The organism is Xanthomonas sp. NCPPB 1826 (assembly GCF_056725285.1).
In genome coordinates, this window is record NZ_CM161521.1 from 1796536 (window position 1) to 1816759 (window position 20224).

The window sequence follows — 20224 nt, forward strand, 5'->3', positions numbered from 1 at the left end:
GTCCCCAATCCCCATTCGCAGTACAAGGACATTGAAATGAGCAACCACAAGATCGCATTGGTCACCGGCGCCACCCGCGGCATTGGCCTGGAAACGGTTCGGCAACTCGCCCAGGCCGGCGTGCATACGCTGCTGGCCGGGCGCAAGCGCGACGATGCCGTCGCCGCCGCACTCAAGCTGCAGGCCGAAGGCCTGCCGGTGGAGGCCATCCAGCTCGACGTCAACGACGACATCAGCATCGCCGCGGCGGTCGGCACGGTGGAGCAGCGTCATGGCCACCTGGACATCCTGATCAACAACGCCGGCATCATGATCGAGGACATGCAGCGCACGCCGTCGCAGCAGAGCCTGGAGGTGTGGAAGCGCACCTTCGATACCAACCTGTTCGCGGTCGTCAGCGTCACCAAGGCATTCCTGCCGCTGCTGCGTCGCTCGCTGGCCGGGCGCATCGTCAATGTGTCCAGCATGCTCGGCTCGCTGACTCTGCATACCCAGCCCGGTTCGCCGATCTACGACTTCAAGATTCCCGCCTACGACGCCTCCAAGAGCGCGGTCAACAGCTGGACGGTGCACCTGGCCCATGAGCTGCGCGACACCGCCATCAAGGTCAACACCGTGCATCCGGGCTACGTCAAAACCGACATGAACGGCGGCGGCGGCGAGATCGAGGTGGAGCAGGGCGCGTACAGCAGCGTGCAGATGGCATTGCTCGACGCGCACGGCGCCACCGGCAGCTTTACGCATCTGGGAGAAGTGTTGCCATGGTAAGAAACTTCCTGAGCGTGGCACTGGCCGCGCTGGTGCTCAGCGGCTGCGCGGTGGGGCCGGATTACCGGCCCGACCCGCCGGCCGCGGTAACCTTGCAGGGCGCGCAGGATGCGGCCTTCAGCAGCGAATCGCCGGTCGGTAACTGGTGGTCGCAGTTCGACGACCCGGTGCTGGAGCAACTGGTGCGCGATGCCTTGTTCGCCAACCACGATCTGCGCATCGCCGTGTCGCGCGTCAAGCAGGCACGTGCGGTGTTCGTTGAGCGTCGTCTCGACCAGGCCCCGCACATCACCGCGCAGGGCAGCTTCGATCGACGCGAACAACAGCAGGTGGTTGCCGGCAACCAGCGCTTCCTCACCGAACAGACCACCCTGGGCCTGGATGCGGCCTGGGAGCTGGATCTGTTCGGCCGCCAGCGACGCGCCTCGGAAGCGGCGCGTGCGGATCTGGAAGCCGAGCAGGCCGGCCTGCTCGACGTGCAGGTCACCGTCGCTGCCGAAGTGGCGCGCAATTACTTTGAGTTGCGCGGCACGCAAAAGCAGCTGGAGGTGTCCAAGCGCACGCTGACCAACCTGCACGACACCCAGCGGCTGACGCAGACGCGTTGGGACCTGGGCGCCGGCAGCGAACTGGATGTGCAGAGCAGCCTGGCGCGCCTGAAGGCGATCGAGGCGGACATTCCGTTGCTGGAAACCGCCGAAGCGCAGTACCGCCATCGCCTGGCGGTGCTGCTCGGCCAGGCGCCCAATGCCCTGGACGCCACCCTGGTGGCGCGCACCACGCCCGCGTTCGCACGTGCATTGCCGCTGGGCGATACCGCCGGATTGCTGCGTCAGCGCCCGGACGTGCGCAGCGCCGAACGTCGCCTGGCAGCGGCCACCGCGCAGGTCGGCGTGGCCACCGCGGATCTGTTCCCGCGCATCAGCGTCAGCGGCTTTGTCGGCTTCCTGTCCGGCGACGCGGCCAGGCTGACCGAGGGCAGCGGCAAGGCCTGGTCGATCACCCCGTCGATCAGTTGGGCGGCATTTGACTTCGGCACCGTGCGTGCCCGCCTGCGTGCCAGCAAGGCGCAGGCCGACGGTGCGTTGGCGCAATACCAGCAGACCGTGTTGCTGGCGCTGGAAGACACCGAGAACGCCTTGATCGGCTACGGCCGCCAGCAGGCACGCCTGGCGATCGTGGTGGAGCAGGCCAATGCGGCGCGACGTGCCGAACAACTGGCGCAGATCCGCTACCGCGAGGGCTCGGAAGACTTCCTGACCCTGCTGGACGCGCAACGCACCCAGCTGGCCGCCGACGATGCACTGGCGCAGGCCGAGGCCGCGGTGAATGTCGGCGTGGTCGGTGTGTACAAGGCGCTGGGCGGCTGGAAGCAGGGCGAAGCACCTGCGGCACCGGTGGCCGTGCTCAATCGGTGAGGCAGGCCTGCAGGGCGGCCGTCAGGTCGTCCTGCAGGCAACCGGCTGCGCCGATGCGTCGTCCGCCAATACGGCGCATGGATCTCGGGCACCGGACTGCGTGCCTGCTGACCGGCTGATCACACGAGGAACTGCGCTCAGTCGGCCACCCGCACGCTGTCGCGGCCACCGTTCTTGGCCAGATACAGCGCCGCATCGGCACGCGAAAACCAGTCCTGCCAATGGGTTTCGCCATCGTGGCGCGCCGCGCCCAGCGACACGGTGATTCGCCCACCCGGGCCACGCAGCCCGTTGCGGATCACCTTGCGCAGGCGTTCGGTGGCCGCTTCCAGTTCCTGCAGGGAGCCGGCACGCAACAGCACCACGAATTCTTCGCCGCCGAAGCGGAACACCTGATGCGGCTCGCGTACTTCAAAGCGCAGGATGGTGGCCAGATCCGACAGCGCGGCATCGCCTGCGGCATGCCCGTACAGATCATTGACCTCCTTGAAATGGTCCAGATCCAGGATGATCAGGCTGTTGAGCCGTTCATGCGGCTGGCGCCGGTCGATCTGATGGGTGAGCGCACGTTCGAGCATGCGCCGGTTGGGCAGGCCGGTCAGCGCATCCAGCGAGGCCAGCTCTTCCAGATGCACGCGGTCATCCTGCATGCGCAGCGAAAACGCGTACCCCACCGCCAGCGTCACCAGCGTCACCACGACCGTCGACACACCCTGGCCGGGGCTGACGATCAGGCCCGGCAACAGCAACAGCGCCGCCAGCAACGGCAGGCTCAGCAGCACGGCGCGTCGCGGGCCGCACAGGAAGTAATTGGTGGCCAGCACCGGAAACAACCAGGGCAGGGCACCGTCGCCGCCGCTCCAGCAGGCGACCAGACAGCCGCCGACATTGATGGACGCCAGCCACACGCCGCCGGCGCCGGTGCGTTCGGCATCGCGCATCTTCCAGCCACGCCATATCGCAAGCACACCGAGCGATGCGGTGATCAGACAGGCCAGCGCCTGACCGGTGATGGCCAGGTACACCGCATAGAGGCAAAGCAACAGCGCGGTGATCGGCCCCAACATCTTGACGATGCCGAGGCGGAAATCCCGCCGCAGGTGGAGGATCACAGGGAAGGTTCTATAGGAGTCGGCATCATTATCGGCGGAGCCTTGCGAAAGTTGAGCGTGCACGCGCCGCGGCAACGGGTAGGGAAATGAAGCGTTGCCGCGCCGGGCTTCGCACATCCTTGACGGCCGTGCCGCAACCGTAGCGTCTTTGCCGTTGGAGTCTGCCATGCCCGCACGCGAAGAACTCGACACGCGCCTGGATGCGCTGCAGGACGAACTGCCGCAACTGTCCGCCGATGAAGACGCGGATTTCGACTATCTCGATTTTCAGGCGCGTGCCCAGGCCCTATTGAGCAGCGCCGCAGCCGAGGACGCGGCCTATGTGCGGACGCGCATCGACGGCATGCTGGCCGGCGCTGGCCTGATTCCAACCGATGCGGATGGGCACAGTTGCGCTTGAATCCTGGTCTGCGCGGGCACTAAAACGCTTGTATTGCAGGGCACGGCACTGAGGTATGCCTGCAGGCGCAGATTCAATGCCGATAACGGCATGCCTTAGCCTGCAGCCGGGGTGCCCGCACTCACCACCTGATTGCGTCCGGCCTGCTTGGCGCGGTATAGCGCCTCGTCCGCGCGCCGCAGCAGCTGCGCCATATTGCCTGCATGTTCGGGAAAGCTGGCCGCACCGAACGAGGCGCTGACCTTCGGCAACGAGACGCCATCGGCCATGACCTGCAGCGACTCGATGCCGGCACGCAGTTTCTCTGCCATCCTGCAGGCGGTCGCCAGATCGACCTCCGGCAGGATGATCGTCAGCTCCTCGCCGCCGTAGCGGCAGCAGATGTCTTCGCCGCGCGTCTGCGCCAGCAGGAAGTCGCCGATTGCCGCCAGCACGCGGTCGCCGCCGCTGTGGCCGTGCAGATCGTTGAACTGCTTGAAGTGGTCCACGTCCAGCATCAGCACCGACAAGGGTTGTACCCGCCGCGTGCAGCGCGCCAGTTCGTGATTGAGCGCCTCTTCGAGATAGCGGCGGTTGTACAGACCGGTCAACGGATCGCGAATGGATTGCTGGCGCAACGTTTCGCGCAGGCGCAGGTTGTGCAACGCCAGCGACAGTTGTTCGGCCGCAGCCTCGGCCACGGTCAGCGAGGCCAGATCGCGCGGATCCTCGCTGCGCAGCGCCAGCATTCCCAATTGCGTGCCCTGTGCCGATAACGGGATGCACGCGGTGCTCGCATGCGCCGGAAGATTGGCGCCGATGTGTTGGCAGAGCATGCCCTGGCTGGCGTCTTCCACCACATGCGTGCGATCGCGGCGCAGGGCCCAACAGGTGTCCGGCGCGATGCTGGCGTTGTCGTCGTCGGCCATCGTGCCCCAGGCCACCACCTGCTCGGCACGATCGCGCGAGGCGCGCAGCAGATAGACCGCGCCGGCCGCGCCCGGGATCAGCGGAGCGATCGTGCGTGCGGTGATTTCCAGTGCTTCCTCGGCATTGCGGCAGTTCTGCAGCAGGCCCGAGTAACGTGCCAGCGCCTCCAGCCCCGCCGACGTGCGTTCGAGCATGGCGAACGATTCGATCAGGCGTTCGCTGGTCGTGCTGGCAGCGTCTTCGGCGAGCACGCGCCGTTCCAGTTCGCGCGACAGCAACCGGTAGGCCAGCAACATCACCAGCAAGCCGCTGAAGATCCCGACCACCGTCACCCACAGCACCCACTGCGCGCTGCGCGCATTGGTGTCGTTGCGCTTTACCAGTTGCTGGCGCTCCAGTTCCGTCATGGTCTGCACCTGGCGGCGCAGCGAAGACGAGGTCTGGAACACGCCACGTGCGATCGACGCGCGCGCGCCATCCAGGCCTTGCTTGCGATAGCTGTGCAACAGGTCGTTGATCTGTACCAGGCGCATGTCCACCAGGCGTCCAAGCGCCACGACGTTGCGCCGCTGCACCGGGTTGTCCTGCACCAGGGCATCCAGCCGCACGATGCGCTCGGGCAGCCGCCCGATCGCATCGGCGTACACCCCGAGAAACGCCTCGTTGTCGGTCAGGACATAGCCGCGCACCGACGACTCCGCCGACAGCATCCCGGCCTGGATCTCGTCGATGCTGGCGATCACTTCCTGCGTATGCGTCACCCAGCCGGCGTCGGACAGCGAACGCTGCGTAGTGAAATAACCGCCCACGCCGATCAGGACGAAGATCATCCCGCCGAGCGACAAGGCGCCGGCGGCGTGGCGTTTTGCTTTTTTGGTCAACACCGTGTTCCCCGACACCGATTGTCTGGTAGAGGCTGATGCAAGCCGCGTGCCTATGCTCCACTTCGCTTGCCAGTCAGCTGCGGGAAGGGGTTGAGGTCGCTCCGGCGCCGGCACGGCGGTATCCTTCGCGTTCGTCACCGAGCCGGGCAACAGATTGGTCATTTTTCTAGGTAGCTATCAATTGACCTGCCGCGCTGCCCAGGGCGATGGCCCTAGCCGCGGCTGGGTTGCCGACTGGCAGATCGCCCAGATTGGTGCCGCAAGCGCCGGCGACCTGGCAGGCAGCGCCCTCTCCGCCACATTTCCCGATCACCGCAGCGCCATGGCCGCCGCCCGCGTCGCCGGCATGGTGACGCTCGAAGCCATGCACGCCGAAGCGCAACGGCAGCTCGAATCCGCCTGAGGCGCATGCGCGTCTGGTCGCATCGACCAAGCCGGCACTCCTCAGCGCCAGATGAGCTGGCACACCGTTTGCTTCCGTTCCGGGAGAACGCTGGGGAGCGTCTTCGACGGAAGCGACATGCAAGAGCCCAACAAAAGTGCCCTGGTCCTGCTGCAGCAGGAAGCCACCGAACTGCTCGCGCTATTCGATCAACTGCGTGGCGATGCAGCGCCGGCGCATGACGCGGCCAACATCGTCGCAACCACACCTGCCGAACGCACCGAACAGACCGTCCACGTCACTAATTGACTCGGCAGGTAAGCCTGCAGTCGGCTGCGATGCACGGGCTGTTGGGCAACACGCGATGCGGCATTTTTGTCAGCGCCATGTCGCTGCCGATCATGCGTCACCGCGGCAGGGTATCGCCCATGAAAAAGGCCGGGATCCCTCTGCATCGAGGAGTCCCGACCTTAGTCGGTCGTCTTAGGACCGTTGTTTGGTGGAGGTGGGCGGAGCCTGAAGACGCCCTTACGCAAGCCATTGACCCTAAAGCATTTCGGGTCTTCCAGCTGAGCCTGATTTGATACCTCCGATGATACCTCGAGATGGATCAAGAACGGTGCGCCCACCATGCCGCTAGGGGAGAAAACGACGAAAGCCCATCAAAGTCAGACTTTTCCTACCCCTCCATGTGGCCAAAGTGGTGGCACACTCGGCTGAACTGCCGAGGCGGAGCCTTGGGATACAAAGTCTGTGGCGTCATCCAGGGGGGAGAGGCGTTGGCTACGTTTACGATCTATCTGCTTCGCGAGTCTGTCAAAACCGCAAGAGATGCTGTCATTGATGGTGCAAGAGAGCATGCCATTGAAGATGGGCTTTCAAAATATGGACAGTTGTTCGTCAAGGACACAAAGCCCAAGCCACCCAAATGGGCTGAGCTGTTCGAAAGCTACATCGACAAAAAGCTTCTCGGGACTGTCCAGTCCTCTTCGGCAGCTTTTATCATTCCAGTCGATCAACGCCTCTTTGCCCTAACTTTTGGACAAGGTCGCTTTTTGCTCCACCCGGATGCCTATGAAGAACGGTTTGGATTGATCGTAACGCTCAACTCAATTAATTCCGATGCCCTGCGAAGTATTGATAAGCGGGCATTCGTCGAAGACCAAAATAGTAGGGTTCAAACAGCGCAAGCCGCGTCAGCGTTAAGTTTTGGAGTCGACATCGAACGCGATTTAGTTCGCGGCATTGTAGGTCGCCCCGTGGATTTCAGGCTTGGGAGAAGATTGGCTGGCGCTGATGCTTTAACGGTCACCTCAGACGTCAGAGTTCCTGGACTCAAATCTTTATTGCGGCGTTACCTTAAAAAATTCGAGTCCAAAGACTACCAAGCCAATTTTCCGTGGATCGATCAAGTTCGCCAGTTGATCCCCAAGGGAACAGTTGCCACCAAATTAGATGCCATGCTTGTCGATAAGGTAAAAGAGGCCTGGCACAACAATGGTGTGGTCGATGGTTGCTGGCTAGCAGTTCCCGACATCGTAGATTGGGAAAAAGTCGATGGATTTAAATTCACAAGCTCAAAGGGGGAGGGTGTATCCAGTGATCTGCGCTTTCGGGCTTTGATTGCTGCGTATCCTGGTGAAGAGCCTAGTCTGTCGTTTCTTCGTAAGCATTACGCGATGTCTGTTAATGAAGACGAAAAAACAGTGGACAGATGGGCGCTGTATCGCTGCATTCACTGTGAGATTGACGACGAGGGAAAGTCTTACATTCTTTCCGCAGGGCGATGGTTTGAAGTTGACAAAGAATTTGTAAGTGCAATTGAGAGAGCTTTCAAGGACATCGACAAGTATCCTCACGCATTGCCTCTTTATAATCATCGGGATGAAGGGCACTACAACGAGTCTGTTGCGGACGAAAGCGCTGGCAGGTGGTGCTTAATGGATAAAAAGATGCTTCGTGTTGGTGGGATTCACGATAAGGTTGAGTTTTCTGATCTTTATGGTGGCGGCGAAATCATCCATGTAAAGCATTATGGAAGTTCTGCAGTCTTAGCCCATTTGTTCAATCAGGGCCTTGTGTCTGGCGAATTGCTCCGATCGCATGAGCCGTATGTCTCACTTGCCAACGAGGAGCTTTTAAAAACCCACCAGCTTCCTTTGGACCCAGTTGGTGAGAAGTTCTCTATCCGGGATGTGGCGAAATACACCATCATCTTTGCTATTATTAGTCAGTCCAACAAGCCAGATCTTCACCTGCCATTTTTCGCGAAGGTGATCCTGAAAAGTGTTCATGCAAGGCTGGTGGAACTGGGATATGCAAATGTGATGCTTGCTAAGGTGGATTGCAGCACTGACGTCTCTGTCGCAAAAGTCAAACCTACGCCAATAAGAAAAAGGCGGGCCCGGCACTCCGGCTTGCGTCGTGCCGGTTAAGGAGATGGCATTCATGAATGGATTGATCGCATTGGAAATCTGCAAGACTGAGAAGTTCGATGTTGATGGAGAAAAAGGAGTGGAAGGCCAAGCGCCCCAATGAAAAGTTCTCCAAGCATCTAGGATGAAGTTGAAAATGTCTCGTATCGCGATGGCTATGTCTCGACAAATCAAGCTTAAGTAGATTAAGATCGATACCTAATCAATCCATCTAAGCAGAATCCGCTCGCGGGCCAACTTAATCCGTGAGTTAGAGCAAGGGAGAGTCGCGAGGTGTCATGAGAGTGGGTGGGACGGCAGTTCAATCAACCTGATGTATCAACAATCTCATCTGGAAGAAAAAAGCAGTCGTTCGGTGGGTTCGATTCTCACCGATGGTAAGGAAGTTATGTTTAACTCAACTCAAACGCAGACCAAGGAGAAGCGTATGAATAATTTATCATTCAATATTAATCTGAAGTCCAAGTGGGTTGTTGGGTTGTCCGTCCTTACCTCGCTAGGTTTGTGTGGTGTATGCCTCACCCAGCCTCATGACACTTTTACCCCGATAATTTATTCCAACTGCGCGGCTTAGCCCAGCCGTGAGGCCTACTTCTTACATCGGAAATCTTCATGCGTCACAAGCTGGCGGGTAGAGACGGCGTTTTGATTTCCATTCCCGAGGGCGGCCACGGCTTGCAAGAACCGGATCTGCATTCTCATCATCAAATCATCAAAACGGTTGCTGCGGACTAGATGCTGTCACTTCGGCATATCGGCGGTTAGAAAAGGTCTGAGCTTAGTAAGCGGGAATCGGGCGCCACCGTATGGGGCGCGCCGCCAGATGGTCGTCCTATTTGAGAGGCCCAGCCCGCAGTCCAGCTTGCTGCCGCGTCTTGTCTTGCCGCACCCCAAGACCGACGCCTCAGGGTCTGGCGATAGGCCAAGCCCACGACTACTGACAGCGACTCGCGCAAAGCGAAGCCGCAACCTTGACCACCAGTTGCCTCCGGCGATAGTGCTGCCCCCGCACTCGATTTAAGAGGTTGATCGGTCCGCGCTGTCGTCGTTTTCGGAGCCCAACAGGAGTTCCAAGGGAGGCAAGGCAGTGCGCAGCCGGTTCGTTGTTGATGCGTATCCCTCAGTATTTGTCGCGTTCGTTGCCCTCCGGTCGATGGTCCTTTCGGCAGCGGGTTCCCGCTGACCTCCAACCGCTGCTTGGCTTGCGGGCGATCAAGCGCACCTTGCACACCACTGTTTTGGAAGAGGCACAACTGCGAGCGGCCACCTTGGCATCGCACTACGAGCGGCTGTTCGCTCGATTGCGGGACGACGGATTGGATCAGCGCAGTCGGGCAGACGCTTCCGCCTTGGTGGCATCCGCCTCTGCAATACCCTTCCGCAACCTGACCTTGCATCGAACCAGGATGCTGGACGGAACGGTGTATGAGCGTTGGCAAATCGACAGCACCAAAGGCGTGAGATTGTTTCGAGAACTCCACGAAGGCCTCCGCTCGGAAGGCGAACGACCAATCCCACTGCCGGCGTCGCCACTGGCCGTGGCAGCGTATGTCTCCAAGCTCGGCTCGACCCTTGAGCCAATGACGCTTGGGAAGGCGCGGCATGCGTGGTTGGCGACCTTGAAGGGCCGCACCTTGCCGAAGACCTATGTCATCAAGAAGTCGGCCATCCAAGCATTGGTGGACTACCTGGGTGAGAAGACGAAGATCCATACGATCACGCGGTCAGACCTAGCTCGCTGGTATCAGCAGATGCGGAAGGAGGGCGCTTCCACACCAACGCTGACGAACAAGCAGAGCTACATGGGCGGGAAGGGAGGCTTCTTCGATTGGGCGATGGCCTCCGGTCACTACCCCCAAGGCGATAACCCGGCGAAGGGTCATGTGAGCTATTCGGCAAGGGAACGGCGGGCTCGACGGAAGCTTGGGTTTAAGGCTTTTGATCGTGAGCAAATCCAGGCAATCTTCTCGCCGGTCAACTTCCCCAGGCTTTCTCCAAATGCCCGCTGGGCAGCGCTCATTGGCCTTTACACGGGAGCCAGAGCCTCTGAGGTTGGGCAGTTGTTGGTGGCGGATGTGTTCAACGAGGACAACATCCCTTGCATCCGGATTTCAGATGAGGGAGAGCACCAGAAGGTCAAAACCGAGGTAAGCCTGCGCACTGTGCCCATCCATCCCGAGCTGCTGGCGCTGGGGTTTTGGGACTGGGTTGAGAGCCGAAAGGCTGCTGGTCACAAGCGCTTGTTCCCGCACGCCAAAGCAGACGCGATGAACGGGCAAGGGAACTGGATCACGAAGGCGTTTAGCCGCTATCTGGGCGAGATCGGCAAGGATTGGCCTAAGGCCAAGCGCGGGTTCCACTCGTTGCGAAAGACCTTCATCCAAAAGCTGCAAGGCCTGGGTGTGTCTTCCGAGCTGCGTGCGCAGATCGTGGGGCACGAATTGGATGATGAGCATCACGCAACTTATAGCCGCGACTTCACTGTCGGGGAAAAACTGAATGGGTTAGGTTCATATTCACCTGGGCTAAGCCGAATTTTATTTTTTCATTAATCTGTTTTTCGTAATGGGTGGGTTATTTCTGTAGTGCGGAAAATAAAATATGGCGTTGACATTTGATGGGGCAATGTTATTAGTAGGAAAATTTTCATATGGTCTGACGATGGCGCGAGAGAAAAACATTGAGGAGCTTAATGAGGGAATTGATTTAGATCCCGAATCCTGCATTCCGCAGGGTGATTGGACTGAAAACGATTGGTTCCCGAAATTTGTCTCCGATTATATCAAAGACATGAAGGATGAGCAGGGTATCTAGCTGAGCCGCGTAATAGGCAGAATGGTCGTTAGCTTACATCAGCTTTGGAAGTAAGAATTTTGATGAAGCTAGCAGCATTTACTACTTTAGCCAAATGTCCAGAAGATAGGTTGTTTGCAGTGGCAAGCAGCTTGGTTGGCTTTGTTTTAAGTGAGCCGTCGGCGGATGCGGTGTCGGTGCTAGGAATTCTGCGATTCAATGCATCCATAAATTGAATGATCTCTTTTGTATTTCTAATTACGTGGATAAATCCTTTGTCAGAAAGAATTATGACATTTATCTCTTCGCCATCAGGATTTGATGTTTTTGATATTGATTGCAAGTATTCATTAAAATTTCTGGCTGGTAGACCAAGTGGAATCCAGGCTCTGCCCCCGTTGCTATCATCGGAATTTACGGAAATTCCAAGCTGCGAAGTGTAGATCGAAGATGCCGAACCTGATGAACATTCGCTACAAGTAATGAGCTCAGTTGGATGTTCTTTTTTTGAAAATGAAAAATTAAAGTTTTTATTTATTCGTTCACTAACAATTTTGAGTGTTCTATCGGAATCCTCCAACATTGTCTTCGTGTCGTATTTTGCCTTAAAAATTGCATCCACATACCCGTTTAAGGTGGAAATCAGATAGGGCTGAATGCACAGGGCCTGTATGCTTCCTTCCCAAAATGCCAGCTGATGACAAAGTAAGCTGGCAAGAACATCTGATCGCTGATTGGAAGTCGGCGGTGTTTTGCCGAATGTCTTAGCTAGTTCCTTTACAGCGACGAAGGCGCGCTTGGTATGCCGCCTCTCCTTTCCTTCGCCGGTTAGGGCCCACTCTGAAGTCGATTTGGCGGAGGTGGATTTTACCTCTAACAGGAAAAATTTCTCGTTAGCATTTAAAAGAGAATCTCCAAAAATAGACTCTGCGTTTCCGGATAAATTCACTGCGGGCGGCGGATATTCATCGTTGGCTCCAAGCATGATCCACTGCAGATCGCGCAGTGCAAGCACAACAGATACCTCCCACAAGCTTGCCATTTAGGATGCCCTCAGAAATCCGATGTGGTTTACGGAAATTACATCGGCAGTGAATCGCCCAGTAGTTGATTCGCGAGCCCGATCAAATAGTATTAAATAATTATTGGCTAAGTCCTCGATTCTCGCTAAGCCGAGACGGCTTATGATCTCAGGAACGCGGTTTTCATGGATTGAGATGCGAAAGCTGCTATTCAAGGTGCCAAAGTTTGAGTAGTAGGAGCGCCCGTGCGCCCAATAACTAAGTGGGCGGACTATTCCCCAAAAGCCCTGCCACCTCAGCGTATGGCGTTCCAGCTGCGCATCTTCAAAGCGCACGAAAGCGTCGTGGACAGCCATCTCTGTGCGATTGGGATCCGGCATGCGAAGCGTTAGAGAGCTGGTCTTGAAGCTTGGCCAATGCACAAGCTGTTCAAGGAGCTTTTGAGGGCCTCGCGACACGGAATTCGTTGATCGCGTCCGGTCCCCGCCGCCGCGAGATCGGCTTTCGCTCTCCGTTGGTTCACCGGTTAAGAAGTTATCGTCCGAGCCTTCATCTTGATCAGTTACGATCCGAACGATCAGCGTGGTGTTTCGCTGCTCCCAGTGAGCCACAGTTCGATCCGTATCGTCGTCTTCCCAGGGGTCCCTATAGCTCCGAGTAATATCGCACTCATCCCCATGGGGAAGGGCATAGAAGTGTGCGACTTTGCTGCGCCGCCCTGCGCTAGGCTTTGAAGCAGACCTGAAATGAGCGGTGGCCTCGCAATAAGTGCAGCGCAGATGCGGCTTCAATGCTCGGCGAGCAGACACATCCAGGTCCGCCACTTCCTGGGCCGTGTAGTCCTGGTCGCTTCGACGATCCCTTGCTTTATCCATAGACACCCCCTGTCTTGACCTACATGCTTTCAAGGGTTGTGGCAGTAGTCAAGCTGTTCAAGTTGAGGAGGCCCGACCGGCCTCATGCCCTCCCGATATCCAAAAAAGACAGAGGTCGCTGCGGAGCAATACGATAGAATAGTAGAGCTTGTCGATAGATCGCCGTGCAGCTTTACTGCAATAGATTTCTCCCGAATAATTTGCTAATCAACCGATTGGAATAGTCCTGAATGACAACCGCGTCTTTGAGTGCCCTTGCCGCTGCTAAAGAGAAATTGGCAGAAGAAATTCGGAAGTTGGAAGAGCAGGAAGCTCAGCTACGCCAGCAGCAATCATCTGAAGCCTATTCAGAGATCGTCAAGTTGCTCGACCAATACACCGATCATTTCAGTGCAAAGCAAAAATCTGAAATTGCAGCTCTGATCGGTGCTGATGTGCGCAAGCCGAAGAAGGCTGCTTCCACAAGAAAGGAAGTGGCGCCCAAGTATTGGTTGCCACACAACCAAGAGACATGGTCAGGGCGTGGTCGTCCGCCCAAGGCCTTCACCGTTTGGCAGGGCAGTGCTTCTTACAAAGAATGGAAAGCCAAGCATCCGGATGAGAAGTTCCCGGCTTTCCCGGGCTGAGGCTTGCGAATGCGAGGCAACGAGTGCCCGAAGGGACTTCGGGCACTCATTTCTTACGTCTGCGGATTGCCGTCTATTAGCTCAGGTCACAACCACTCGGCTGTGGCCAAGTAGTTGCCGGCAGCATCGCCTTGACGTCTGCTGGCGCCGTGATGCCAATCGTGCTGGCGCCAAAGGTGTCTTCCAGCTCATTGATGCTGACGATGTAGCTGTCCAGCGATCCGAGCGTGGCGCTGTTCGGAATGAGCCAACTGATGGCCCGCGAGCCGCCATTGGGATTGGCCGTGATGATGGTCTTCCAGAAGAAATCCGGCGTGCGGATGCCATGACTGGTGAGGAAGTAGTCGTTGGTCGTGTCGCTGTAAATGACGCCCCCATAGACTTGGACGCTTGCTATATCGCGATAACACTCAGCCACTTCTTCGGCACGGACCCAGATGCCTTGATTGAAGCTAGCCACCTGAGGAACGATGTTAGACATCAAGTTGGCGCGGCGGATGTAGGTGGCGTTGTAGTCCATGTGATTGGACGTAACCAGATGTCCCCGGTCATAACCCGAACGCACGCTGGCATAGGAAGCACTCGACGTTTGGCCTGCGCAGCCACTGGGTAATTCGGTATCCAAGTTGAAGCTTGAAGGGCGCGCTGCCGAGCCGGTGTCGGCTTGCAATACATACTCGTAGCGCAGAGCGGTGCGGTTCGTGCAGTCGTAGCTCAACGTGTAGCCGCCCTTGTTGAGCGTGACCACTTGGGCCTGGGCCGCAGCACTGAACGTGGTGATCAACGACACGGCGAGGAAGATTCGGAATCGCATAGCAGCACATCTCCTTGTGTTTTCTGGGGTCGCACAAGCTCAGCAAGCACGGAACAAGGCCGTTGCCTGTTGAGGAACGCATGAGTTGACAGAGTTGAAGCAGGCAGCCCAACTGGGCGAGTGGCAGGGTTGCGCCGCGCCCCTATTGCCACGATGTGGCACGCGGTCGTCACTTGTATCTAACAAACGAACTCTAGCGTCAATCCCTAATTCTTGAAGTTGTGACCCAGCTCCAACGACCTGAGCCGCCAGCAAGTGGGTGGCTCCACCAGCGTGGCACAGGCGGTGCAATCTCAGGCGATGCGACAGCGCCATCGATACTCTGGGTTATGGACAGAGCCCAGTTGCGAACCCACCTTGATCACTTGGACGATGCGGTGCCAGCGTTGCGGGCATCAAGTCCTGACAGATGCCATTTCTTACGTGCTTTCGCGGGCATGGCGCACATCATTGAGGCAAAAGCTCTCACTGCTCAGGATGCCGAATTCGTTGGACGGCGGATCAATGAGATTTTGTTCTGGCATGGGCTCAGAAGCATGGACGAACAAGGCTGGGGTGACGTCTGTTGCCAATCAGCCGACCTACTCTCACGCCCACTGAAATCGCAGCGATAACCCAGCTCACTTTGCTATTGCCAGTGCGGTGGACGACAAGTTCTTGATTGGTCCTCTGACTCGGAAGTCCCTAGAGTAAGCGGCGGCAACTGCTTGTTCAGATCGATTGATCGCTTGGCTAGCGGCCGCCCTGAAACTTGAACGTAAAGCGAGCGGCGGGTAGTGGGGGGGGCCATCCCATTGATGGGCACGGGTGTGGCGTCCACCAGTGTCAACGTGCCGTCGGCAACAGGCACCGGAACGCCAAGCGTGAGATCAATCTGCTGGGACCAGCCGCCGCCGAGCACGGTCGTCCTGACGATCAGCTGCCCTGCATGAATACATTGGACATCAGCCGGGCAACGGCTGTCCTCAATCACTTGGTCGGGACGCACCTTGGGCCCATCGACCGCCGCAATCTCGCCCAGACGCACGGGGCCTTCAATGGGCGAGCTAGTGACGGGGCCAGTCGCTGCGCACCCGGCAAGTGAGACGACCCAAATCGTTGTAAGCACTCGCACTCGCATTCGAGTAGCTAGGGCAGCTTTTAGCTGAGCGTTTCGCATGGTTGGCCGCAGGTCGCGAGATGGCCCGAGTGTCCCATAGCTTTACGAAACACGGTTGAGCTGCGTGCCTGAGACTAGTCCAGCCGAAATGCTGTGAGCGCGAGCACTTCTTGTGAGCGGACTCTTATGGCATGAAAAAGTTAGCGCTCGGCAAAAGAGTGAGGGCGATTGGCAAAAATTGCACGCCAGCAGCATGCAGCCCTCTTGGCGCCTCAACCACCGGCATGGGAGTAGCGCATCACTACTCTCCACCAGCGCTTGGCCTCTTGAAGGGAATCTTGGCTTCGCTGTCCCGACCGCAAGGACAGGCCTCCTTCTCGTCGCTGGCGCTTTGTTGCGGCCCTTCGCTGTGTGCCGCTTGCGCGGTGCTCGCTCTCGGGTGCGGTAGGGACGGACGCTTCGCCTGTCGGTTCCCACGAGGCGCACAACGCGCTGGTGGAGACAAACCGATGAAGCGCACCCAAGACATCAAGGCTCAATACCAACTCCAGATGGACGAGGAAGGCATCTTGCTCGCCGCAGCCACCATCCTGGAACACCGCCTTCAACGCCAAGGCCGCATCCACAGCCCCGAGCAAGCCGGCGATTACCTCATTGCCCGCTGCGCACATCTTAGTCACGAAGTCTTCGGGGTCGTCTTCCTGGACATCAAGCATCACATCCTGGCGACCGAGCATCTCTTCTTCGGCACCATCGACGGCTGCGATATTCATCCCCGAGTAGTCGCCAAGCGCGCCCTGGATTTGAACGCTGCTGCCGTCATCCTTTTCCACAATCACCCGAGCGGCAATCCGGAGCCAAGCGAAGCTGACCGCAAGGTCACCGAGCGCCTGCAGCAGGCTCTGGGCCTCCTCGACATCCGAGTGCTGGATCACTTGGTGATCGGCGGGCGTCAGCACACCAGCCTTGCAGCAAGAGGGTGGGCGTAGCCCACCCTCTCTCTCATCGGTTGTTGGCATAGGGCCACCAGTGCGCCTGATCTTGCAAAAGATATGGCGCTACGCTTGAGTCCGGTCTTCAAGCTTCTTTCGCCGCTGACGCCATTACGGCAAGATCCAAGTGAAAGAGAGGCAGCTGAAAATTTTTACGGCATCGAAAAAAATCGAAGGAGGGGGTTGTTGATGAGCCAGGATGCGATCCAACTGATCCAACGCTTGGGGAGGCATGATGTTTGAGCAGGTTGAGAAGCTCTTTGAAGGTTCTGATGAGCTGTTGGAGGCATTGGCGCCCATCACATCGGCTCCGCCGTTTGATCAAAGTGATCGGCTGCAAGTTTGTCGCGCGCTTTGCCTGCTTTCGATTGAACACGCTGTTGCGAGTCGCTGCTTACTTGCAGCCGGTTCTGAGCCGTCCACCTTGGTTGTTCATCGGGCGCAGTTCGAAGCGCTGGTGCGCGCCGTGTGGGTCCTTTACTGCGCAAGCGACACCGAGGTGGCCTGCTTACAAGAAGAGCTGACACCGACAAGTGAATCACTAGCGGCTCGTTTGCCAATGCTATCCAAGATGCTGATCGCTCTTGAAGCGGTGAAGCAGGCAGCCGAGCCACTGCGGGTGTTTTTGGAGTTCAAGAAATACTCTTGGGCGGCACTCAACTCGTTTGTCCACGCGGGTGCACACGCGCTTCATCGGTTGCGAACGGGCTTCCCGCTTGAACTTGTTGAACTTGTGGTCAAACAAAGCAACGCGTTGGTCGTGATGGCTCACATGCAACTCGCAATCACCGCAGGTAGCCAAGAGGCGGTGCGCTGGGTCGCTACGACTGCGGACGGATTTCCCGCTGTGCTTCCTCCACGAATACGTTAGGATTTTCAGGCAAGCGCCATCGCCCACAGGCTGTCAGGCTGATGAGTGGCAAGCTTGCGGTGCAAGTTGCTTGCAGTGAGACTTGAACGAAGGACGGTTTGGATGACAAATATCAGCAAGGCGGAAAGCTTCGAAGACGGATTTTTGCGGGCTGCGCTTGAAGTCATCGCAAAGCGCGATGAGCGCGAGGCCATCATCACCAGCCAGGATTTCGATGGCCTGAAGCAACGACTTGATCGCTCACCGAGCACGACGCGCTTCACCCAAGCCATGGCGGAATTCTACCTCGGCATCCCGAGACGCCAATTCGATCAGTTCAAGCGTGAGCACGGCAATCCGTTTCTGATCAGCAAGAGCACGCCGCGCTCGATTGCTAAGGTGGAACTCTTGACGTGGTATGCCCAAGTCACCAAAGCCCGAGAGCAGATCCAAGAGCCGATCTCGGGTAACTTCGGTCGAACGCGGAAGGGCATCCCCTTCATCGTGATCCGCGCGTCGGCTGGCAAGATCAAGAGTGTGATCTCGCATGCGGGCATCACGGGGCTCGACATGAGTGTGATCGAAGAAGCTTTCCAGCAAGGCGCAACGATCTTGACCCTGACCATCGATCAAGCCTTGGCGCTGCCTTGGCAATCAAACCCTGAGAAGAGGCATTGGCGAAATGCCTACCGCTCTCATCTGATGACGGTCCATGCATCCAAGATGGCGTGGCTGGATCGCCAAGAGCTGGACGAAGACACCAAGCCTATTCGGGGCGACAGGGGGGCCTAAAGAGCATTGACTGCCTGGTGCATCTAGTCGCCAGTATTGTGGGCGACTGATGAATGGATGTTCAGCGATCATGGCGATTTCGTCCTGTAGCGACGCGCCTGCGATGCATAGATTGCGTTCCGAAGCTTGGCAAGTCGTCAAGCGCGGAGAGCAAGATGAAATACACCATCGAGATCAATGCGACGGTCCAAGTCGCCCACTACATGACAGTTGAAGCAAGCTCGCCGCAGGAGGCGCTTGCTCAATGCGATGTCGACACGATTGCAAACAGTGACTTCGATTTCGACCAATGGCACAGCGCACCTGAGATCCTTCGCATCGAAGATGAAGGCGGCTCGCTCATTGCGTGCGACTACGAGGATGATGTTCCTGACATCAATGATCTGTAAGCCCCGTTTTGGCCTGTCCAATCGACTGACGCCATCACGCTGTGATCTTGACGAAAGACGTGATGGCGTTAAGTTGAAGGTGAGGAGAGAAAATGGACCAGACACTTAAAAGAAAGATTAGACAGGCAGTGAAGCAGGGGAGTGAGATGTATGTGGTGTCGCTTTGTCAGGAACAGGGCGATCCCGATGCTGCAGCACGCTACGCCATTGAGGTGGCAATCACGAGCGGCAAAGAAAGCTTGGTTGATCAACTGGCGCCACTGCTGTCAGAGTCATTTGAGGTCTATCCGCTTGATGTGGCTGCTAAGGCAGGATCACTGCGGGCAGTCGAGCAGCTCATGGCATTTTGCGACACAGAGGATGACGAGGCATTGGTGCTTGCTGCCAGGCACGGGCACACGGAGTGCGTCAAACGCCTGCTCAAAGAGTGTAGCCCTCTGCAACATGACTCACTTGCGTTGTATGAGGCCGCGCGCCGTGGTCATGCAGATGTCGTCTTTCAATTGGTCCTGTTCTCAGATGCCAAGGCACAGGACAGTCGAGCATTGATTGCCGCATGCAAAGAAGGACATGTGGAGGTGGTCAAGCATCTGTTGCCTTATTCATCCAAGATCCAATGTGCGCAGCATGGCTTGGCAGCGGCAGCCGAGAACAACCATGTCGACGTCGTTGAGTTCTTGATCGAAGCTGGCCTTCCCGATCCGGAAGACACCTACTCATTGGGACTCAACGCGGCCGCTACCAAAGGTCATGAACACTTGGTGCGCACCTTGCTCGGAGCGATTGTGACAACCCACCGTGCGCCCCGTGACTTTGGCGAAGAGGCGCTGCAATCTGCAGCACGAACCGGGCATGTAGGTATCGTCAAATCCATCTTGGAATTTGCGCACAAGACCGCCTATCCCGAATTGGCTTTGCACGTCGCACTCGAAAATGGCCATGATGAGGTGGCCGACATCTTGGTGCGCCGAGTGAACTTAGATGATGTGCGGGACCTGATCACAGAGGAAGCGATTGAGGCGAAGCTTGATGAGGCGATTGCCAGAGTTGATACGGCCAAGCAGCGCAGAGAGCTTCAATCCAACGAGCGCAAAAGGGTGGCGCAGAGCGATACGGCAGAGCCGGTGACGATGAACTCATCTCGTAGCGTGCGCTTGTAGCATTGCTTTGGACGCTAGGGATAGTCTGATCAATGCGGCCGGAGTCTGTGGCAAGCCACATCGGTGGCGCAGACAGCACTCAGACATTCGGTTTTTCGACGATTCCGCGCATTTTCGTTGTGTTTGCCCCATTACAGGCACACCTTCTCCACGTCAGACATCAACTGCTTTCGCTTCAGCCACAGGTTCGACAGCGCAAACAGCATCAGCACCTGCGCGGTGTTCTTGGTCAGGCCGCGCTAGCGCGCCTTGACGAACCAAACTAGCGTTTCGCGCTTGTTCTTGATCTGCTTCAGCTTTGAGGGCTTCTCGGTGATCAAGTAACGCAACTCGCGCTTGCGCTTCATCTCTTCGTGCTTTTCCAGCCTGGTGTAGCCACTTCACAACCATTGGTGTTGCGATCCAGAGTTGAAACCGCCTGGCTAAATCATTCAGGGTGACGATCAAGGTGCCAAGTCGTCAATGCCTTGACCGTGTCGACATTTGCCTTAGCTTGAAGCGAGT

The 20224-nt window shown here is 57.6% G+C and carries 19 protein-coding genes and 3 pseudogenes; 16 read left to right on the forward strand and 6 right to left on the reverse strand.

The annotated features are described in order from the left end of the window. Window positions 1-36: 36 nt before the first annotated feature. Together AC1PLA_RS07780 and AC1PLA_RS07785 are read left to right on the forward strand one after the other, a co-directional pair. Entirely contained in the window at window positions 37-768 is a 732-nt protein-coding gene (locus AC1PLA_RS07780) for an SDR family oxidoreductase (RefSeq protein ID WP_039520437.1), read from the forward strand. Then, complete coding sequence (locus AC1PLA_RS07785; RefSeq protein ID WP_039520439.1) at window positions 762-2186, forward strand: efflux transporter outer membrane subunit; 1425 nt, start codon at window positions 762-764, stop codon at window positions 2184-2186. Before AC1PLA_RS07780 ends, AC1PLA_RS07785 begins: the two co-directional genes overlap by 7 nt. 137 nt (window positions 2187-2323) lie before the next feature. Here AC1PLA_RS07785 and AC1PLA_RS07790 read toward each other — a convergent pair whose 3' ends face one another. Then, window positions 2324-3298 (reverse strand): GGDEF domain-containing protein, encoded by a 975-nt coding sequence (locus AC1PLA_RS07790; RefSeq protein WP_024938938.1) that lies wholly within the window; start codon window positions 3296-3298, stop codon window positions 2324-2326. A gap of 94 nt (window positions 3299-3392) precedes the next feature. On the opposite strand from AC1PLA_RS07790, the gene AC1PLA_RS07795 reads away from it, so the two are divergent. Next, complete coding sequence (locus AC1PLA_RS07795; protein WP_481105915.1) at window positions 3393-3698, forward strand: hypothetical protein; 306 nt, start codon at window positions 3393-3395, stop codon at window positions 3696-3698. Between the two features lie 95 nt (window positions 3699-3793). Here the strand turns inward: AC1PLA_RS07795 and AC1PLA_RS07800 are convergent, their stop codons facing one another. Then, entirely contained in the window at window positions 3794-5491 is a 1698-nt protein-coding gene (locus AC1PLA_RS07800) for a sensor domain-containing diguanylate cyclase (RefSeq protein WP_481105916.1), read from the reverse strand. Window positions 5492-5645: 154 nt separating this feature from the next. On the opposite strand from AC1PLA_RS07800, the gene AC1PLA_RS07805 reads away from it, so the two are divergent. From AC1PLA_RS07805 to AC1PLA_RS07830, 6 genes are all read left to right on the forward strand, one after another. Further along, a complete protein-coding gene (locus tag AC1PLA_RS07805) occupies window positions 5646-5894 on the forward strand; it encodes a hypothetical protein (RefSeq protein ID WP_024939309.1) in 249 nt (82 codons plus the stop codon). Window positions 5895-6011: 117 nt separating this feature from the next. After that, entirely contained in the window at window positions 6012-6182 is a 171-nt protein-coding gene (locus AC1PLA_RS07810; protein ID WP_196246525.1) for a hypothetical protein, read from the forward strand. A 428-nt stretch (window positions 6183-6610) separates the two neighbouring features. Further along, window positions 6611-8308, forward strand: coding sequence for a DUF6119 family protein (locus AC1PLA_RS07815; RefSeq protein WP_481105917.1), 1698 nt, complete (start codon window positions 6611-6613; stop codon window positions 8306-8308). Window positions 8309-8920: 612 nt separating this feature from the next. Beyond that, entirely contained in the window at window positions 8921-9043 is a 123-nt protein-coding gene (locus tag AC1PLA_RS07820) for a hypothetical protein (protein ID WP_317063056.1), read from the forward strand. A 374-nt stretch (window positions 9044-9417) separates the two neighbouring features. Next, the gene (locus tag AC1PLA_RS07825) at window positions 9418-10860 is read left to right on the forward strand and encodes a DUF6538 domain-containing protein (protein ID WP_481105918.1); all 1443 of its coding nucleotides are present in this window, start codon (window positions 9418-9420) and stop codon (window positions 10858-10860) included. A gap of 49 nt (window positions 10861-10909) precedes the next feature. Then, the gene (locus AC1PLA_RS07830) at window positions 10910-11122 is read left to right on the forward strand and encodes a hypothetical protein (protein WP_481105919.1); all 213 of its coding nucleotides are present in this window, start codon (window positions 10910-10912) and stop codon (window positions 11120-11122) included. 28 nt (window positions 11123-11150) lie between these two features. Here AC1PLA_RS07830 and AC1PLA_RS07835 read toward each other — a convergent pair whose 3' ends face one another. Then, a complete protein-coding gene (locus AC1PLA_RS07835) occupies window positions 11151-12143 on the reverse strand; it encodes a hypothetical protein (protein WP_481105920.1) in 993 nt (330 codons plus the stop codon). Between the two features lie 1085 nt (window positions 12144-13228). Here AC1PLA_RS07835 and AC1PLA_RS07840 point away from each other — a divergent pair. After that, window positions 13229-13624 (forward strand): H-NS histone family protein, encoded by a 396-nt coding sequence (locus tag AC1PLA_RS07840; RefSeq protein WP_481105921.1) that lies wholly within the window; start codon window positions 13229-13231, stop codon window positions 13622-13624. 76 nt (window positions 13625-13700) lie between these two features. Here the strand turns inward: AC1PLA_RS07840 and AC1PLA_RS07845 are convergent, their stop codons facing one another. Continuing rightward, window positions 13701-14438: a DNA/RNA non-specific endonuclease gene (locus AC1PLA_RS07845; protein ID WP_104613924.1), complete on the reverse strand. Its 738-nt coding sequence runs from the start codon at window positions 14436-14438 to the stop codon at window positions 13701-13703. A 329-nt stretch (window positions 14439-14767) separates the two neighbouring features. Here AC1PLA_RS07845 and AC1PLA_RS07850 point away from each other — a divergent pair. Then, a pseudogene (locus AC1PLA_RS07850) lies at window positions 14768-14983 on the forward strand (hypothetical protein); the annotation flags it as partial. A gap of 187 nt (window positions 14984-15170) precedes the next feature. Here the strand turns inward: AC1PLA_RS07850 and AC1PLA_RS07855 are convergent. Beyond that, window positions 15171-15597 (reverse strand): annotated as a pseudogene (locus tag AC1PLA_RS07855) (hypothetical protein). A gap of 449 nt (window positions 15598-16046) precedes the next feature. On the opposite strand from AC1PLA_RS07855, the gene AC1PLA_RS07860 reads away from it, so the two are divergent. From AC1PLA_RS07860 to AC1PLA_RS07880, 5 genes are all read left to right on the forward strand, one after another. Further along, on the forward strand, window positions 16047-16526 hold the full coding sequence (locus tag AC1PLA_RS07860) for a JAB domain-containing protein (protein ID WP_481105922.1): 480 nt from the start codon (window positions 16047-16049) through the stop codon (window positions 16524-16526). A 235-nt stretch (window positions 16527-16761) separates the two neighbouring features. After that, a complete protein-coding gene (locus AC1PLA_RS07865) occupies window positions 16762-17400 on the forward strand; it encodes a DUF6988 family protein (RefSeq protein WP_481105923.1) in 639 nt (212 codons plus the stop codon). Window positions 17401-17502: 102 nt separating this feature from the next. After that, the gene (locus AC1PLA_RS07870; protein ID WP_481105924.1) at window positions 17503-18171 is read left to right on the forward strand and encodes a hypothetical protein; all 669 of its coding nucleotides are present in this window, start codon (window positions 17503-17505) and stop codon (window positions 18169-18171) included. 155 nt (window positions 18172-18326) lie between these two features. Then, window positions 18327-18560 (forward strand): hypothetical protein, encoded by a 234-nt coding sequence (locus AC1PLA_RS07875; RefSeq protein ID WP_481105925.1) that lies wholly within the window; start codon window positions 18327-18329, stop codon window positions 18558-18560. A 92-nt stretch (window positions 18561-18652) separates the two neighbouring features. Beyond that, on the forward strand, window positions 18653-19720 hold the full coding sequence (locus AC1PLA_RS07880; protein WP_481105926.1) for an ankyrin repeat domain-containing protein: 1068 nt from the start codon (window positions 18653-18655) through the stop codon (window positions 19718-19720). Between the two features lie 131 nt (window positions 19721-19851). Here AC1PLA_RS07880 and AC1PLA_RS07885 read toward each other — a convergent pair. After that, window positions 19852-20100: pseudogene (locus AC1PLA_RS07885) on the reverse strand (IS5/IS1182 family transposase); the annotation flags it as partial. Window positions 20101-20224: the final 124 nt, after the last annotated feature.

Bases quoted from the DNA above. Each gene is read 5' to 3' on its own strand.
- AC1PLA_RS07780 (WP_039520437.1), top strand. From the start codon at position 37: ATGAGCAACCACAAGATCGCATTGGTCACCGGCGCCACCCGCGGCATT.
- AC1PLA_RS07785 (WP_039520439.1), top strand. From the start codon at position 762: ATGGTAAGAAACTTCCTGAGCGTGGCACTGGCCGCGCTGGTGCTCAGC.
- AC1PLA_RS07810 (WP_196246525.1), top strand. From the start codon at position 6,012: ATGCAAGAGCCCAACAAAAGTGCCCTGGTCCTGCTGCAGCAGGAAGCC.
- AC1PLA_RS07820 (WP_317063056.1), top strand. From the start codon at position 8,921: ATGCGTCACAAGCTGGCGGGTAGAGACGGCGTTTTGATTTCCATTCCC.
- AC1PLA_RS07825 (WP_481105918.1), top strand. From the start codon at position 9,418: ATGCGTATCCCTCAGTATTTGTCGCGTTCGTTGCCCTCCGGTCGATGG.
- AC1PLA_RS07830 (WP_481105919.1), top strand. From the start codon at position 10,910: ATGGCGTTGACATTTGATGGGGCAATGTTATTAGTAGGAAAATTTTCA.
- AC1PLA_RS07835 (WP_481105920.1), bottom strand. From the start codon at position 12,143: ATGGCAAGCTTGTGGGAGGTATCTGTTGTGCTTGCACTGCGCGATCTG.
- AC1PLA_RS07840 (WP_481105921.1), top strand. From the start codon at position 13,229: ATGACAACCGCGTCTTTGAGTGCCCTTGCCGCTGCTAAAGAGAAATTG.
- AC1PLA_RS07845 (WP_104613924.1), bottom strand. From the start codon at position 14,438: ATGCGATTCCGAATCTTCCTCGCCGTGTCGTTGATCACCACGTTCAGT.
- AC1PLA_RS07860 (WP_481105922.1), top strand. From the start codon at position 16,047: ATGAAGCGCACCCAAGACATCAAGGCTCAATACCAACTCCAGATGGAC.
- AC1PLA_RS07865 (WP_481105923.1), top strand. From the start codon at position 16,762: ATGATGTTTGAGCAGGTTGAGAAGCTCTTTGAAGGTTCTGATGAGCTG.
- AC1PLA_RS07870 (WP_481105924.1), top strand. From the start codon at position 17,503: ATGACAAATATCAGCAAGGCGGAAAGCTTCGAAGACGGATTTTTGCGG.
- AC1PLA_RS07875 (WP_481105925.1), top strand. From the start codon at position 18,327: ATGAAATACACCATCGAGATCAATGCGACGGTCCAAGTCGCCCACTAC.
- AC1PLA_RS07880 (WP_481105926.1), top strand. From the start codon at position 18,653: ATGGACCAGACACTTAAAAGAAAGATTAGACAGGCAGTGAAGCAGGGG.